This window comes from Bradyrhizobium sp. 930_D9_N1_4, from assembly GCF_052076015.1.
Lineage (GTDB): Bacteria > Pseudomonadota > Alphaproteobacteria > Rhizobiales > Xanthobacteraceae > Bradyrhizobium.
Map to the genome: position 1 here is coordinate 2933751 of NZ_CP197236.1, position 16940 is coordinate 2950690.

Annotated in this window: 13 protein-coding genes; 5 read left to right on the forward strand and 8 right to left on the reverse strand. The window is 63.4% G+C overall.

Annotated features, from left to right (window positions below):
• Positions 1-53: 53 nt before the first annotated feature.
• From AB7532_RS13410 to plsY, 3 genes are all read right to left on the reverse strand, one after another.
• Positions 54-2594, reverse strand: coding sequence for a TonB-dependent receptor domain-containing protein (locus AB7532_RS13410; protein ID WP_441239263.1), 2541 nt, complete (start codon positions 2592-2594; stop codon positions 54-56).
• 523 nt (positions 2595-3117) lie between these two features.
• The gene (locus AB7532_RS13415) at positions 3118-4278 is read right to left on the reverse strand and encodes an acyl-CoA dehydrogenase family protein (RefSeq protein ID WP_441235257.1); all 1161 of its coding nucleotides are present in this window, start codon (positions 4276-4278) and stop codon (positions 3118-3120) included.
• Positions 4279-4721: 443 nt separating this feature from the next.
• On the reverse strand, positions 4722-5408 hold the full coding sequence (gene plsY / locus AB7532_RS13420; protein WP_441235258.1) for a glycerol-3-phosphate 1-O-acyltransferase PlsY: 687 nt from the start codon (positions 5406-5408) through the stop codon (positions 4722-4724).
• Positions 5409-6197: 789 nt separating this feature from the next.
• Here plsY and AB7532_RS13425 point away from each other — a divergent pair.
• The 5 genes from AB7532_RS13425 to AB7532_RS13445 all read left to right on the forward strand — a co-directional run bounded on the left by AB7532_RS13425 (position 6198) and on the right by AB7532_RS13445 (position 11366).
• Positions 6198-7229 carry a CHAT domain-containing protein gene (locus AB7532_RS13425; protein WP_441235259.1) on the forward strand — a complete coding sequence of 344 codons (1032 nt, stop codon included), beginning with the start codon at positions 6198-6200 and terminating at the stop codon, positions 7227-7229.
• A gap of 10 nt (positions 7230-7239) precedes the next feature.
• Positions 7240-8838 carry a hypothetical protein gene (locus AB7532_RS13430; RefSeq protein WP_441235260.1) on the forward strand — a complete coding sequence of 533 codons (1599 nt, stop codon included), beginning with the start codon at positions 7240-7242 and terminating at the stop codon, positions 8836-8838.
• Positions 8839-8911: 73 nt separating this feature from the next.
• On the forward strand, positions 8912-9070 hold the full coding sequence (locus AB7532_RS13435; protein ID WP_441235261.1) for a hypothetical protein: 159 nt from the start codon (positions 8912-8914) through the stop codon (positions 9068-9070).
• Between the two features lie 240 nt (positions 9071-9310).
• A complete protein-coding gene (locus AB7532_RS13440) occupies positions 9311-9985 on the forward strand; it encodes a response regulator (protein ID WP_441235262.1) in 675 nt (224 codons plus the stop codon).
• A gap of 67 nt (positions 9986-10052) precedes the next feature.
• The gene (locus AB7532_RS13445; protein ID WP_441239264.1) at positions 10053-11366 is read left to right on the forward strand and encodes a sensor histidine kinase; all 1314 of its coding nucleotides are present in this window, start codon (positions 10053-10055) and stop codon (positions 11364-11366) included.
• A gap of 24 nt (positions 11367-11390) precedes the next feature.
• On the opposite strand, the gene AB7532_RS13450 is transcribed toward AB7532_RS13445, so the two are convergent.
• The 5 genes from AB7532_RS13450 to AB7532_RS13470 form a co-directional block, all read right to left on the reverse strand.
• A complete protein-coding gene (locus tag AB7532_RS13450) occupies positions 11391-12680 on the reverse strand; it encodes a M20/M25/M40 family metallo-hydrolase (RefSeq protein ID WP_441235263.1) in 1290 nt (429 codons plus the stop codon).
• Positions 12681-12792: 112 nt separating this feature from the next.
• The gene (locus tag AB7532_RS13455) at positions 12793-14394 is read right to left on the reverse strand and encodes a TRAP transporter large permease (RefSeq protein ID WP_441235264.1); all 1602 of its coding nucleotides are present in this window, start codon (positions 14392-14394) and stop codon (positions 12793-12795) included.
• Complete coding sequence (locus AB7532_RS13460; RefSeq protein WP_441235265.1) at positions 14391-14930, reverse strand: TRAP transporter small permease subunit; 540 nt, start codon at positions 14928-14930, stop codon at positions 14391-14393. Before AB7532_RS13460 ends, AB7532_RS13455 begins: the two co-directional genes overlap by 4 nt.
• Positions 14931-15228: 298 nt before the next feature.
• Positions 15229-16281: a GTP 3',8-cyclase MoaA gene (gene moaA, locus AB7532_RS13465; RefSeq protein ID WP_441235266.1), complete on the reverse strand. Its 1053-nt coding sequence runs from the start codon at positions 16279-16281 to the stop codon at positions 15229-15231.
• 120 nt (positions 16282-16401) lie between these two features.
• A complete protein-coding gene (locus AB7532_RS13470) occupies positions 16402-16902 on the reverse strand; it encodes a hypothetical protein (protein WP_441235267.1) in 501 nt (166 codons plus the stop codon).
• Positions 16903-16940 lie beyond the last annotated feature (38 nt).

The following is a 16940-nucleotide window of genomic DNA, read 5'->3' on the forward strand; positions in this document are numbered from 1 at the left end:
CCGACCGCGAGGATCAGTTGGCGGGAGCGATGGGCATGGCTCCCGCCACCCGATCAATAGCGGGCCGAAAGGACCACGTACGCGGCGCGGCCGGGAGCCTCGAGAACAAACGGCGCGGCGCTCTGGTAGAGAGCGTCGTAGTAACGCTTGTCGAAGATGTTGTTGACGAACAGCTTCAGTTTCCAGTTCTTGTTGATCCTGGCTTCCGCGAACGCGTCGAACCGCCAGTAGCCGGGGATCGACGTGCCTACGTTGGCCGCCAGCAAGGAGCCGCCATAGATCTGCGAACGGTAGACCGCCTGTCCACCGAGCTCCCAGGTGTCGGTGAGCTGGTACTTCGACAGCAGGCTGAACGACTGATGCGCAATGTTGGCCAGCGGGCGCCCGACATTGGTGGTGTAGAGCAGCGGCGCCGGCATGTTCGCGGGCTTCACGTTCGAAGCCGTAACCTCCGACTGCATCAGGACGAGACCGCCGAACACGCTCCATTTGTCGGTGATTTTGCCGCCCACGCCGAGATCGATACCGCGGATGCGATAGGAAGAACCCGAGGTGATGCACGAGATGTTGCCGGTCGTGCCGGTGGGATAGACGCATCCCAACGCTGTGGCTGCGGCCGCATTGCCGACGTTCTGCGCTTCGCGCGCATTATCCTTGGTGGTCTGGAACAGCGCGGCCGTCAGAAGCAGGTGGCGGTCGAACAGCTCCCACTTGGTGCCGAGTTCAATCGCCTTGTTCTTCTCCGGTCCGAAGATCTGGTTGTTGCCGCCGGCCAGGGCCGGGTTGACGCCACCATAAGCGGTGCTGGTGCCGTCGAACTCGGCACCGACCGGATTCGCCGAGGTCGCGTAGGCCACGTAGACGCTGCCGTTCGGCGCCGGTTTCAAGGTCAGGCCGAGATTGAAATTCGGAATCAGAAAGCTTGCCGATTGCTGCTTGAGAGCGTTGCCCGCCCCGTATGCGGACGTATCGAGGTTGTAATTGTCGTAGCGGAAGCCCCCGTTGAGGATCACGAGGTCACGATAGTTCGCGCTATCCATGATGTAGCCGCTGACGGTGTCGATGCCAATCTTGGTCGGGAGGCCCGCCAGTGCGAGCTCTTTACCAGGCAGGAACGTGTCCTGGGGACTGAAGACGCTGACGCCCGTCGGCGAGCCTCCAGGCGTAACGGGAACTCCGTTCCCCTCCGAGGTGAGGCCGAGATATTTGTCGATCGACGATCGCTCACGGTCGACTTCGATTCCCGCCAGCGCGGTATGCCTGAACCCGACCCCGTCCTGGAATTTGTAGGTCGCCTCCGTCTGGTTGGCGATCACGTCGGTGACCTGGAGACGGCTCTGCGGATTCATCGTGAGCGTATAGGCTGTGAACGGCGCGCCGGCCGCAAGCACCGGCTGCTCAGGCAACGTTCCGACGTAGTTCTGGGTCGAGCGCGACGCGCGGAATCTGTTGCTGACCATCAGGTCAGGCGTGATCTGCACTTCCGCGTTGAGCGAACCGATGTCCTGGCCGGTCCGGTAGAAGTCGCGGTTGATCTGGCCATACCAGTTGTTGCGATTGACGCCGAAGTCCGGGAACGGACCACCGGCGGTCGTCGCCGTGCTCGGCCGGTAATAGGGCACGCCAAAATCCGGCACGCCGGTCAATTCAGTATGGATATAGTTGGCGGTGACCTTGACCGTATCGGTCGGCTTCCAGGTGGTGGCGAGGAAGGCGCCGTTGCGATTGTCCTTGACGAAATCGCGGCCGGCGACGTCGGCGTCCTGGAACAAACCTCCGGCGCGAACGGCGAGCGTCGGGTTGATCACCTGGTTGACGTCGAGCGTGATACGCTTGGTCTGGTCGGTGCCGAACGTCGTATCCATGTTGTAGAAGTTGCGGTCCGTCGTCGCCTGCTTGGTGACGATGTTGATCGCACCGCCGGCGATGCCGCGGCCGGAGAAAGTCGAGCCCGGACCGCGCAGGATCTCGACCTGCTCGGTGAAGAAGTTTTCGCGGACGCTGACACCGGAGTCGCGCACGCCGTCGATGAAGATGTCGTTTCGCGCATCGAAGCCGCGGATGAAGAAGCGATCGCCGAAGGCGTTACCGCCTTCACCCGTTCCGAGCGTCACGCCGGCCGTGCTCAGGATCGCCTGCTTCAGCGATGTCGCGTTCTTGTCCGCGAGCACTTCCTTGCTGAGGACGGTGATCGACTTCGGCGTGTCCACCAGCTTCTCGGGGAATTTGCCGCCGGCCTGAACATGATCGACCTTGTAGGGCGCGGAGGGGTCTGCATACGGATTACGATCGGCGGCACCTGAGGCAGTAACGGGGGGCGCCTGCGTCGCTTGCTGGTTGCGCTGGGCTCGCCTCAGGGCGTTGCGGGCACGAACCTGATCGGCCGTGGGCTTCGACGCCGCAGGACGCGGCCGCGCAACCGGCGCATCGACGGTGACCGGAGGAATAGTTGGCGTCTGAGCTTCCGCACCGGAGAACGACGCAACCGCGATCAGTCCTGCGACTGCCGACAGCTTACCGGGATTCTCTTCGATCGCCGCCTTGACCGCTGCCCCACCCACCCGAAGCGTTCTTGGAACTCTCGCGCCCGCCATCATACCTAGCCCCTGTTTCAATTTTTTGCCGCGTTATTTCGACGCGTGACAAATTGCATCACAGACGAACAGGGGGGCGGCAATGGATTCTCGGCAACACCGTCTTCGAAACGAACCGGTTTAAAGAGGTTCTAACTGAGGTCCCGCTTTTCAGGCGCGCTTGAATAAGTTCTAAGTTCACGATGAGCGCACGGGCGGAATAAGCAGGCCGTAACGGGGTTTTTCTTCCCCCTCTCGGCGTTCTGACCCGCAAAGGGCAGGCTATCGCATCATATGAGCGCGGTTTCCCTGCGGCGCATCCTTCGAGACGCCCGCCCTTGGCAGGCCCTCAGGATGAGGGCGGAGTGCGTGGCAGACGTTTTTGCAGCGCCGATGCCGTTTAGCCTCGTCTTGGGGAGACCGTGGAGCGGTCGTCTCGAAGGACGGGGTGTGCGCGCAGCTCTCTCAAAAAGCCCATATGCGGTAGACCACAGGATGGGTTTCGCTGTGCTCTCCCCATCCTGCGCATTCCACCGCGCACCCGTCAGTGTTGCCCGGCCTTCCAGTCGCGCTTGATCTTCTTGGCCAGCGACCATTTGTGAACTTCGGTCGGGCCGTCATAGATCCGGAATGCACGGATCTCGCGGAAAGCCTGCTCGACGATCGTTTCCGTCGAGACCCCGGTGCCGCCCATCACCTGGACGCAGCGATCGGCGACGCGCATCAGCGCTTCCGACACGGCGACCTTCGCTATGGAGCTCTCGGCCGTTCCGAGCGAGCCGGTGTCGAGCACGTCTGCGCACCAGTCGATCATCAATTCCGATTGCTTGAGATCGATCAAATTCTCCGCCAGCATGAAGCCGACGCCTTCGTGATCGACCAGCGGCTTTCCGAACGCCTGGCGGCGGCAGGCGTAATCGGTGGCGATCTCGTTGGCGCGAATGGCGAGGCCCAGCCAGCGCATGCAGTGCGACAGCCGCGCGGGGCTCAGGCGGATCTGGGCATATTTGAAACCATCGCCGGCCGCGCCGAGCATCTGGTCGGCCGGCACGCGAAGATTCTCGATGTCGATCTCGGCATGTCCGCCGGGCATCGAATTGTCGATCGTGTCCAGCACCCGCAGCGTTCGGATCGCGGGATTGGGGAGATCGACGAGGAACATGCAGGCGCCGTCGTCGGACTTCGCCATGACGATACCGACTTTCGCGCCTTCGGCCCCGGTGATGAACTTCTTTCGCCCGTTGATGACCCAATGATTGCCGTCCAGACGACAGGTGGTCTGCATCATCGACGGATCGGAGCCGGCGCCGCCCGCATCCGCGGGCTCGGTCATGAAGAACGCCGAGCGCGCCTTGCCCGACACGAGCGGCTCGAGGAAACGCGCTTTCTGCTCGTGGCTGCCGACCTTGCCCAGCAGGTACATGTTGCCTTCATCAGGCGCCATGGTGTTGCACGCCAGCGGGCCGAGCGGCGAGAGGCCGGTCTTGATCAGGGCCTTCGCGGTCTCGCGTTGGGTGAGATGAGATCCGTCCGGCAGGATGTGCGGCGTCAGGACGCCGGCCTTGCGCGCCTTGGCGCGCAGCTCCTGCACGAGCCCGTCGCTTGGGCCATGCGGACCCGTCCGCGGATCCTTCTCGTAGGGAATGACCTCGGTGCGGATGAACGCTTCGATCTTCGCGGCAAGGCTGTCGTCTTGATGGGACATTTTTGAGAAAAACTCCGGTCGATTAGCGCTCGGCGGAACGCTGGCTTCGGATCACCTGCGCTCGACCATGGCGCTCGCAGCAGATTGCGGCCATCGATCACGGTGACGGTAGCTCGTCATATAGACGGGTGGGGCAGATGTGAGCAACACCCGCGCCGGCGCCGGAACCATGTCGGATGATGAAAGCCACGATCCGCCGGCTCTGTCGCCGCTCCGCACCTGAACGCGAACATCCGGCGAAGCGGTCTTCGTTTCCGCTTAGGGGGCAAATGCGAAGAACTCAACCTGAGAAAATCTTGTCCCCCATGGTTCACTCAGGGCCGTAGGATGGGTAGAGCGAAGCGAAACCCATCATCTCATCGCGTGATGATCAAGCGCGTAATTTCGAACGGGCAGACTGCGATGGGTTTCGCTTCGCTCTACCCATCCTACTGGCGACCGAATTAAACTTGCACTTCTGCTTTTGTCTCCGGGCCTGTCTGGCCCAGTCGCGGCTCCGTCCCCGCCAACAGCCGTTGAATGTTGGCGCGATGGCGAACGATCACGTAGAGGCCGCCGGCGATCACCAGCAACCGATAGGGCAGCGGGTGTTCAAAAGCGCAGACGAGAACGATAGCTGTCAGCGCCGCGAGGATCGAGCTCAGGGACACGAGCCGGGTGCTCGCCAGCACGATGCCAAAGGTCGTCGCAGCACCCAATCCCACCGGCCACGACATCGCCAGCAGCGCACCCAGCCCGGTCGCGGCGGATTTGCCGCCGGTGAAGTTCAGCCAGATCGAACGGCCGTGGCCGAGCAGCGCGGCAATGCCGGCAAGGCAAACCGTCCATGCCACCCAGGCTTGCGTGTCGAGCGCTGCCGGCGGCATAGAGGAAAACTGCGTCGCGAACCAGGGACAGAACCAGCGGGCCGTCAGGATGGCGGCGACACCCTTCAGCACATCGATGATGAGCACCGCCAACGCGGGCCATTGGCCAAGTGTCCGCAAGACATTCGTGGCTCCCGTGGATCTGGAGCCGTGCTCTCGAATATCGATGCCCCTGAGAAGTTTGCCGGCGAGGTAGCCCGTGGGAGTAGAGCCGAGGAGATAGGCGATCACCAGGCCAAGTGCGCTCGCCGTCCAGAATGCCATCGGTCCATTTCCAGTTTCCACAATTCACTTTAGCGCCGGCTTGGCCTGATGGCCATGGCTGGCTCTTGGACCTCATCCCGGCGAGGGGCGTCTAACTCTTGATGCTTCAGGGTGCTTGCCTTGTCCCCGATTTTGATCGGCCTTTTTCACATTCCGACACTGATCCTTTGAGCAGGCTGACCGGCGGGACGCTTCCGGCGACATAGCAGGAACGGATCAACAAAACGGAAGGTGTGAGACAGCTCACAATCGTCCCGGAGAATTGGCTCTAGAACAACATCAGGAGCCGGCAGATCTTCCGCTATGTGCTAGTCGCCGAGATCACCCGCGGCGGAGCGCGCAAGCCTCATTCCGGTTCCGCGTCATTTGACGATCATTCGATTGGCTTTCAATCGGACGCGGGTGCGGCGTCCCGAACGGAAAATGGTTGGACCGGCGGGATGCCGGCGCCGGTAGATGCGGAGAACAGGGCCGGACATCGCGGGCGGCAAGCGCCGATCCCCAAGCGCGATCCCAAAACGCTTGGCGCGTTGAGTTGAGATGTGCGGCATTACAGCCCCGTTTCGCCCATTGCGCGCTTTCCTGTCCGGTATAGACTTGCAGTAGGCGTAAGTTTTTTGCGCCGGCTGTTGCGCGGCTGAGGGTTGCGTTGTGGCGAAAGTCGTTTTCAATCTGACCATTGAAGATTGCGGCGAAAATCATTGCCGCATCGTCGCGGACTATAATTCATCGAGCCGCGAGATCGAGGTCGAAAAGCTCAAGCCGATTTTTCGTCAGAACCTGAGGCCGTTGCAGGAAGCGATCCTGCAGTGCGCTGCTGCGCGCAACGCGAATGCGTCAAGTGGCGGTGCCGGAGGTCTGACCTCGGGGTCGGACGAACGGATCGTGCAGGAGATCGGATCGCAGCTCTTCGAGTTCATCTTTCAGCGCAAGATCCTCGAGCTCTATCAGGAATGTTCCCAGGCGGCGCGCAAGGACGACCAGCCCTTCCTGATGCGTCTGCGGGTAACCGACCCCACGCTCGCCTACGTGCCGTGGGAGACGATGTACGACAAGAAGAGCCGCTTCTACGTGACGACCTCGCAAAGCACGCCATTCGTGCGGGCCGTCGACGACTATGGCGAGGAGCGCCGGGTGTGCGCGGCAAGGCCGATACGGATGCTCGGCATGGCCGCGCGGGTCAAGATCCTGAACGGATTGCCACTGGACGAGATCGAGGTCGATGCCGAGCAGGTCGCGATCAAGAACGCGTTGAGCGAGCTGAATGACGGCAAGAGGCTGAAGCTGTCGTGGATTCCCTCCGCAAAGGCTCGGGACCTCAACCGCCGCTTCCTGAGAGGAGACGAAGGCAAGCGGTGGGACTTGTTTCACTTCATCGGGCATGGCGGCCATGATCCCGAGCGGCAGATGGGCTTTATCGTGGTCCAGGAGGAGGGCGGGCCGAAGGGGAAAAGGCTTTATGCCGACTCGCTGAAAGCATTCCTGACCCAGCCCGGTCAAACGCCGAGCCTGGTCGTCCTGAACTCCTGCAGCGGCGCGCAGGGCGAGCCGGGCTCCCTGTTCTCGAGCACCGCCGCCGAGCTCATTCAGGGCGGCGTGCCCGCCGTGATCGCCATGCAGTTCGAGATCAGCGACAATATGGGTCTCGCCTTCGCCGATACGTTCTACACCTATCTGGCGGAAAACGTCTCGATTCAGGCCGCGCTGGCGCATACCCGGGCCGAATTGAAGGCGCGGCAATTCGCGGAATGGATTTCGCCGGTTCTGTACATGCGCGGGCTCGACGGAGAAATTTTCGTGGACCGGGCCGGATCGGAGTGAGTTTTCATCCATGTATGGCCTTGACCCGTCGATCGTAGCTCTCGGCCTCGGTGCGATTGCGATTTGCGTCGTCAGCGCGATCGACTTCCACACACCTTACGAAACTGCGGACATCCGCTTTGCCGTGATGCGCGATCGCTATTATTTCGCGGTCGTCGCTTACGTCACGGTCGCGGTGGTGTTCTATTTCTTCGTCGCGATCCTGATGTCGCGCGGTGTCGGGCTCCTCGGTGCGATACCTGCGACGTTCGCCTTCATGGTGCTGGCGCCCCATTTGCCGGTGCTCGGCTGGGTGATCGATTTCCTGCGGCGCATGATGCAGACGCTGGCACGTTACCCGCAGGCCGTCGAGACCGTCATCGTCGCCATCGCGCGGTCACCCATCAAGGTGACGGAGCGGGCAAGGCCCGAGTTGCAGCGCGAGCTCGAAGGGTACGGCGTTCCCGCCGGGCTGATCGAGAAGGCACTCGATGACGACGACCAGGTGCTCGCACCCGGCGCGGCAACCATGATCAAGCAGGTCGCCTCCCTCCACACCAGTTTCGTCGAACTACGCAACAACAAGCGGTTCAAGAGATTCTTCCGCGCCCGGAAAGCCGCCTTCGACGAGATGGAAAGGCAATATCGGCGAATGCTGCGCCGGTCGGCCCGTGCCCTCCTGCTGACGGAAGACATCACGGTGTCGGACGTGGACGCGCTGGAGCTGGTGCTCGAGATTTCCGATTTCATCTCCGAGGAATGCGCGGATCTGCGCGTCGCCTACCAGCGTCGATTGGCTGAGGCGACGTTGTCGGTGGTCGACAGGCGCGATTCCCGGACGGAGCTGATCTCCAGCTTCGGGTACCAGACCGTTCTCCCTCAGCCGCTGCCGTTCGCGCCCCTGGTGATTATCTTCGTGCTCGACTTCGTGGTCTCCGTCTTGCCGCTGTTCTTCATGAACCTGTCGAGGAATTATGAAGTCGGCTCGCTGACCGGGGGCCTCTCCTCCGCCGCACATGCGGTCGCCCTGATGATCTCGATCTTCTTTGCGATCTATCCCAAAGCCTCGACAAATTTTGCGCGTCCCTCGCTGTATGCCTTGCCCTGGCGCTCTTACGTTGTCTTCGGCGCGCTATCCTACCTGCTCGGTAACGTCGTGCTTTGGATCACCTACAGCACGATCCCGATTGCGCCGGGCTGGCTGGCGAGCGGCCACCCGCTCGCGGCGAGTTCGCTGGTGTCCCTGGTCTTCCTGGTCAATACGCTGGTCCTGAGCATTCTTCTCGACGTGCGGCTGAGGGCCGATCGACTGGACTATCACGAGGCAAGACTTAAGGACGGCGCGACCCATGCGATGGTCATGGCGTCCCTCATGCTCTGTCTTCTCATCGGGTTCACATTGGTGAGCAGGTATTTCGGCCTGAGCATGCCGTATATCTCATGGCTGCAATACGCTTTCATCGTCGCGCTTTTCGCAGTGCTGGGATTTGTCGTGGGCTATCTCGTGCCTTCGACCGCGGAAGCCTACATCGAGGCCAACAAGCTGATCCGGAAGTCGTCGGCGCTCGACGGCAACCGGCTCGAATGGGCAGCGCCGCTGTCTCAGCCGAGCACGCAGGTCAGGTCTTGATCTCACGCAGGGCTCGCCGGGCCGTACGGCACTGAAAGACGCGAGGAGGCAAACCGTCTGGACGGGGCGACATATGGCTGACCTCGAAGTCGCGAATGGGATTGTGGTTCGCAGTCCCGACGATGTCGACATCAGAGTCGTTCAGGACGGTCCGGCCCGCCGGGGAGTTCGTCGCGGGATTGCCAGCCAGATCACCGGCGCCGATCAACGCAAGGGAGCCGGAGGGATCTGACCTGTCTCGCCTATTCCGTGTATGGCAATCCGTTCGCGCGCGCTTCGGATGCTCCCTGGTTTGGCGGGATCCCTCAGTCGCTCCCCGGTGTCCTGGGCTTTGCGCGGAACAGCTTACATGAGCCTGACAGGGCCGCGGCCCACCGGGTGCTTTTTCGCTGGCCGAAACCGAACGAATGGTGGAAACAGCAAAGGACACGGCGTGAGCCGTGCGATGACCTGAGTATCTTGCGGACATGCGATGCGCCTTCTGATCGTCGAGGACAATGCCGAGCTGTCGCGGCTCGTTGCGACCGGGCTGTCGGCCGCCGGCTATGAGAGCGACATCGTCAGCACCGCGGCCGAGGCGCGCGAGGCGGTGAGCAGTGTCAATTACGCCGCGATGATCCTCGACCTCGGCCTGCCCGACGGCGACGGCCTGGCGGTGCTGCGCGAGCTGCGGCGCCAGATGGAGCCGCTCCCGGTGCTGGTGCTGACCGCGCGCGGCGGCTTGCAGGACCGCGTCAGCGGCCTGCGCAGCGGCGCCGACGACTATCTTGCAAAACCGTTCGCCATGGAGGAGCTGGTGGCGCGGCTGGAGGCGATCCTGCGCCGGCCGGGCCAGTTGCTCGGCCGCTCGCTGCGCCTCGCCAACCTCGTCTACGACACCGAGAGCCGCCAGATCTTCGTCGACGACCAGCCGCGGGTCATTTCGTCCCGGGAGTCCTCGGTGCTGGAGATCCTGCTGCGCCGGCAGGGGCGGGTGGTGCCGAAGAAGAACGTCGAAGATCACATCTTCGGGCTCGAAGGCGAGGTCGCCTCCAACGCGGTCGAGGTCTACGTCTCGCGGCTGCGCAAGCAGCTCACGGAGCACGGCGCCAAGGTCGTGATCCACACCATCCGCGGCGTCGGCTATCTCATGGCCGAGGAGAAATAGCGTGGGCGCCGCCGGGATCTATCCGAGATCGCCGACGTTCAAATCGCTGATCTGGCGCATCGTGTTCATGCACATTGTGGCGGTCGCGGTGGTCGCGATCTTCCTGCCGCTTGTGCTGTTCTGGCTGCTCAATTCGGAAGTCGACCAGCTGCACCGCGACGCGATGCGCGCGCAGGCCGAGGTGCTGGCCGAGCGCATCGTCGCGGCGCCGGACGGCCTCCTGACGTTCAATCTGCCGGACAGTCTTCGCGGTCTCTACTCGGAAGCCTACGGCCGGTATCTGTACGACATTCGCGATGCCGACGGCCGTCTCTTGTTTTCGTCCCGACGCAAGACGGGGGCGGCCGTGCAGGCGCCGCCGCTGTCCGAGACGATTTCAGGGGCCGGCGTCACCCACACCATCGACGGCAAGACGGTGCGCATCCGCGTCGCCGAGGATCTCGCGCACCGCGACGTCATCATCGACGACATCATCTCGAACTTCTTCCGGCGGGTGGGGTGGATCACCATCCCGATCCTGCTGGTCCTGCTCGCGATCGACATCATCATCTTCCGCCGCGCCATCGCGCCGCTGTGGAAGGCCTCCGAGGAGGCCAGCAATATCGGCCCGGCGCGCACGCATATCCGGCTGCCGACTGAACAGATCCCGCGCGAGATCATGCCGCTCGTCACCGCCGTCAACCAGGCGCTCGACCGCCTGGAGGACGGCTTTCGCGTGCAGCGGCAGTTCACCGCGGATGCGGCGCATCAATTGCGCACGCCGCTCACGATCCTGCGTACGCGGATCGAGACGCTCGGCGACGGCACGGCGAAACAGGCGCTGCATGACGACATCGAAGGCATGAGCCGTATCGTCGTGCAGCTGCTGGAGATCGCCGAGCTCGACACCCTGGTGCTCGATCCCGGCGAGACCGCGGATCTGCGCGCCGTCTGTGCCGAGGTGGTCGGCGCGATTGCGCCGTTCGCGATCGCGCAGCACAAGGACATCGCGCTGAAGGGCACGGATGCGCCGGTGCTGATCCACGGCAATGCCGTGATGCTCCAGCGCGCGGTCTTCAACCTCGCCGAAAACGCCATCAAGTTCACCGCGAAGGACACCTCGGTCGATGTCGAGGTGAGCGAGGACGGCGCCGTGCGCGTGCGCGATTGCGGGCCCGGCATCGTGGAAGCCGAGCGCGAGCTGATCTTCCAGCGCTTCTGGCGTGCCGACCGCCAGCGCAGCGACGGCGCGGGCCTGGGGCTGTCGATCGTGCGCGGCGTCGCGGATGATCATGCCGCAACGATCGTGGTGGAAAATTTGCCGGGGGGCGGCGCCGAGTTCACGCTGCGGTTTCGTTTGGCGGAGCGAGCCGCCGCAGCTCTCTCCCTGGGTCCAGCCTGAATCCTCGCGCGCTGCGGGCGGCGGCTATTTCAGCTTGCCGGTGGACAGGTCCATGATCATGCGCGTGGCCAGATAAAGACGGGGCACGATGGTGTTGAGCTGCACATATTCGGCATCGTTGGAATGCGCGCCGAAGCCCGACAGGCCCATGCCTTCCACCACGGCGCCGCTGGTCTTGAGCGCGGCAAACGCGGCGTCGGTGCCGCCGCCGGTCGCCTTCTCGTCGACCTTGAGGGACAGTCCGATCTCCCCATAGATCGTCTTGCCGTAGGCGGCCACGCGGCGCGAGGCGTCATTGGCCTCTAACGGCGGGCGGCGCACCTCGAATTTCAGCTGGACCTTGGAATCGGGCAGCAGGCGATTCTTGATCCTGTCCTGAAGCGCCTTCTCCAGCTCGTCGAAATCGGCGACCTTGAGTGCGCGCGCATCGGCCTGGGCGGTGGCGTCGGCGGGAATCACGTTGCGGTTGGTGCCGGCCTTGGAGACCGTCCAGTTCAGCTTCAGCCCCTGCTCGGGCTTGGATAGGTCCTTCATCTGAAGCACCTGGTGCGAGAGCTCGTACAGCGCATTGATGCCGCCCTCGGGCCGCGCGCCCGCATGCGACGACTTGCCGATGACCGTGAGATAGGCCGAGCCGATGCCGCTGGTGGCGAGGCGCAGCGTGCCGTCGGTGCCGCCGCCCTCGAACGAGAACACGATGTCCTGATCGGCTGCGAACTTCGTGATGGTGCTGCGCCAGCCCGGCGAGGAGATTTCCTCATCGCCATTGGTGAGCACGGTGAGCGTGCCGTAATCCTTGAAGTTGAGTTTCTGGAGCAGGGCGACGGTATGGAGAATGAGCGCGACGCCCTGCTTGTCGTCGGCGATGCCGAGGCCGTAGGCCTTGTCGCCGTCGATGCGGAACGGCTGGTCCTTCAGCATGCCCTTCAGGTACACCGTGTCCATGTGGGCAATCAGCATGATCTTGCTGCTGCCGCTGCCCTTGAAGACGGCGTGCACGGCCGGGCCGATCTGCTCGGGCGTGTCGTCGAGGCGAGTGATGTCGGTCGGTTGCAGGATCTCCACCGTGCCGCCGAGCTGCTTGAGCTGGCCGGCGACGCGCTCGGCGATCCGGTTCAGGCCATCGACATCCTTGCTGCCGGATTCGATGTTGACGAGATCGCGCAACGTGTCGAGCAGCGGCTGCTGCTCCTTTTGTGCCAGCGCGTGGACGTCGGCGACCGGCTCGGCATGCGCGGCGGTCGCGGCGCAGGCGAGCCACAGCGATGCGATCAGCGGACGGGCGAACGTGAGAGCAGGATGCGATCGGGGCATGCGCGGCCATCCATGAGCGGGAGGATGGCCCGGTATGCCCGTGTTTGTGACGCTTGTCACGTGCGGGTCATGTCCCGCCGCGGCGGAACATGACGGCGAGTTCGAGCGCGCCTTACTTCTGTGGCGGGCCGAGATCCAGCGGAGGCAGGTCGATCTGCGGCACCTCGATCTTGACCTTGTCGAGATCGACGTTGAGCGGCTTGTCGAGCAGGCCCGTCACCGTGATCGGGAACGCGATCACGATCACCACCATGATCATCTGGAGGCCGATCCAGGGCATCGCGCCCCAGTAGATGTCCGAGCTCTTCACTTCCTTCGGCGCCACGCCGCGCAGATAGAACAGCGCAAATCCGAACGGCGGATGCAGGAACGAGGTCTGCATGTTCACGCAGAGCATCACGCCGAACCAGATCAGCGCCGCGCTGTCGCCGACCACGGGCCCGAGAATCTTCTGCGCGATCGGCGCGATCATCGGCAGGATGATGAAGGCGATCTCGAAGAAGTCGAGGAAGAATGCCAGGAAGAAGATGAAGAGGTTGATGAAGATCAGGAAGCCCCAGACGCCGCCCGGCAGCGAGGTCAGGAGATGCTCGAGCCAGACGCCGCCGGAGACGCCGAGGAACACCACGGAGAAGCAGGTCGATCCGATCAGGATAAAGGTGACCATGCAGGTGAGGCGCATGGTGGATTCGTAGCCCTGCTTGATGAGGTCGCGCAGGTCCGGAATGCGCGCGGCCGAAATGCAGATCCAGGCCACGGCCAGATAGGTCACGGCGAACGCGAGCTTGAAGATCAAATTCTCCGAGTACAGCATCGCGACGATGGTGCCGATGCCCGCGGCGACGATGCCGATGGCCAGTATCCTGCGGTCGCTCGAGGTGAAGTCCTTGTGGTGGATCGCGGCGAGCACGATGGCGCCGACCGCGCCCATGGCGCCGGCTTCCGTCGGGGTCGCAAGGCCCATCATCATCGTGCCGAGCACGACGAAGATCAGCACGGCGGAGGGGATGATGCCCATCAGGCACTTCTTCCACAGCGCCCAGCCGGTCAGCGTGCGCGCTTCCAGCGGCACCGGCGGCACGTGGCCCGGCTTGATCAGGCCGAGGATGAAGGTGTAGCCGGCGAACAGCATGATCTGGAACACCGAGGGGCCCCAGGCGCCGAGATACATGTCACCGACCGACTTGCCGAGCTGGTCGGCGAGCACGATCAGCACCAGCGAGGGCGGCACCAGCTGCGTGATGGTGCCGGAGGCGGCGAGCACGCCGGTGATGTAGCGGATGTTGTAGCCGTAACGCATCATCACGGGCATCGAGATCAGCGCCATGGCGATGACCTGCGCCGCCACGGTGCCGGTGATGGCGCCGAGGATAAAGCCGACGATGATCACGGAATAGCCGAGGCCGCCGCGGACCGGACCGAACAGCTGGCCCATCGAATCCAGCATGTCCTCGGCGAGGCCACATCTCTCCAATATGGCGCCCATGAAGGTGAAAAACGGGATCGCGAGCAGCAGCTCGTTGGAGAGCACGCTGCCGAACACGCGGCCGGGGATCGCCTGCAGGAAGTTGAGGTCGAAGAATCCGAGATAGATGGACAGGAACCCGAAGGAAAGGCCGACGGCCGCGAGCGTGAACGCGACGGGGAAGCCGATCAGCATCGCCAGAACCAGGCCGCCGAACATCAACGGCGGCATCATCTCCAGCGTAATCATTGGGTCGGCCTCTCGTACTTGGCGTCGATCGTCACATAGCCCTGGAGAGCCGCGATACGCTTGATGACTTCGGAAACACCCTGGAGCGCCAGCAACACGAAGCCGGCCGGGATCACGAACTTGATGGGCCAGCGGATCAGGCCGCCGGCGTTACCCGACATCTCGCCGACATGGTAGGCCTGCATGAAGAACGGCCAGGACAGATAGGCGAGCAGGAGGCAGGAGGGGATCAGGAAGAACAGCGTGCCGATCATGTCGAGCCAGAGCTGGCCGCGCTCGGACAGGGTCAGATAGAAGATCTCGACCCGCACATGCTCATTGCGTTTGAAGGTGTAGGACGCGCCGAACATCACCAGGATCGCGAACATGTACCATTGCATCTCCAGCCAGCCGTTCGACGAGTAGCTGAAGGCGTAACGGATCATGGCATTGACCGCGCTGACGAGGCACGCCAGCAGCACCAGGATATTGCAGACGTAGCCGATCTTCTCATTGAGGAGGTCGATGGCGTTGCTCATCGCCAGCAATGGACGCATCTTACTTTCTCTCCGTCGCGGCCTAACACTTCATGGGAGGCATCGGCGCGCATCGCTCCAGTCCGCATGCAAGCTGCACGCGGCCATACGGATTGTTTTCCGAAAGCGATTGCGGCGTCAGTCCTCCCCTCGTGCCCTGCCGTCTTGACCGCGACCGCCGAAGGGGCGGGCCGGCTTATTGCTGCCGGGCAAGCAAAGGCGGTCGCACCAAACCAGCGGGCTTGTGCGGCGTCAATCGGAAAATGGGCAAATTGACGTTCCGTCAAAAGCTTAGATAAGCGGCAGTGCTGCGAATCTCTCAGCCGCCGGTGACGCTCATGTGCCTGGAGACGCTGGGCCGGTTGTGGCGGCGGTCGATGATGAAATCGTGGCCCTTGGGCTTTAGCCCGATGGCGCGGTCGATCGCATCCGCAAGCAGCATGTCGTCGTCGGATGCACGCAGGGGTTTGCGCAAATCTGAAGCATCCTCGTGGCCGAGGCAGGTGTGCAGCGTGCCCGTGCAGGTGATGCGCACCCGGTTGCAGGATTCGCAGAAATTATGGGTCATCGGCGTGATGAAGCCGAGCTTGCCGCCGGTTTCGGCGACGCTGACATAGCGCGCCGGCCCGCCGGTGCTCTCGGCCAGATCGGTCAGCGTGAATTGCTGGGCGAGGCGCGCGCGCACCAGCGACAGCGGCAGGTACTGGTCGATGCGGCCCGCGCCGATTTCGCCCATCGGCATCACCTCGATCAGCGTCAGGCCCATGCCCTTGCCGTGCGCCCAGCGCATCAGCGCGGGCAACTCGTCCTCGTTGAGGTTCTTCAGCGCGACCGCGTTGATCTTGACGTAAAGCCCCGCGGCACGCGCGGCTTCGATGCCTTCCAGCACCTTGTCGATCTCGCCCCAGCGGGTGATCTCGCGGAATTTCCTGGGATCGAGCGTGTCGAGCGAGACGTTGATGCGGCGGACGCCGCAATCGGCGAGCTCGCTTGCGTGTTTCGCGAGCTGGGTGCCGTTGGTGGTCAGCGTCAGCTCGCCCAGCGCGCCGCTCTCAAGATGGCGCGACAGCGAGCGCACCAGCGTCATGACGTTGCGACGGACCAGCGGCTCGCCGCCGGTGAGGCGCAGCTTCTTGACGCCCTTGGCGATGAAGGCGGAGCAGAGGCGGTCGAGCTCCTCCAGCGTCAAGAGGTCCGCCTTGGGCAGGAACGTCATGTCTTCCGACATGCAGTAGAAGCAGCGCAGATCGCAGCGGTCGGTGACGGAGACCCGCAAATAGGAGATGGTCCGCCCGAACGGATCGGTCATCGCGCTCGATAGCGCGGCGCGGGGGCTCGCCTGGGCGAGGGGGCTCGCGGAGTGTCCGTTCATACCAACTGCCTTGCCAACTGCTTTGTCACTTACGGCGACGGGTGCACCTTTGCGTCAACGGTGCTCTGGAAGCAATCTAAGCACCGGACGCGGTCAGGACAATCGGGTGGTATACGTAAGTCAGCGCTTGCCCGCGTTCGGATCGGGGAATGGCGAGCCCGCGGCAGTGGCCGGTGCGGCTGCCGTGGGCGCTGCAGCAGGCGCAGCTGCGGCCGGTTTCGGCTTCCTCGGCCGGTGCGGCTTCCTGACAGGCTTTGGCGGGCCGGCCGGCTGAAGCTCCGCGAACACCGGGCTAGGGTCGGTGGTCACGGTCGCAGACGTGGTCAGGTCGCCAGGATTCTTGATCACATTCACGGGCACGCTGACCGGCTGGTATTTGGGCAGCGCGAAGGCGACCGTGAACGGGGCGTCGGGAGCTGGAATCGAGACGGAGCAGGGCGTCTTGCAGCCCGCACCCAGCGAGGTCGTGGCGTCAGCGCCGGGGGGATTGGATTCGAGCCGGACCTGGACGGTCGGCGGGGCCGATTTGAACATGTCCCAGGACATCGAGGAGCAGCCACCAAGGCTGGTAGCTCCCAGGAGGCTCGCCCCCGCTAACGCAATCGCGATGACACGACGCATGACCATCCACTTCTACTGCGACGAACCGCCACATCCCC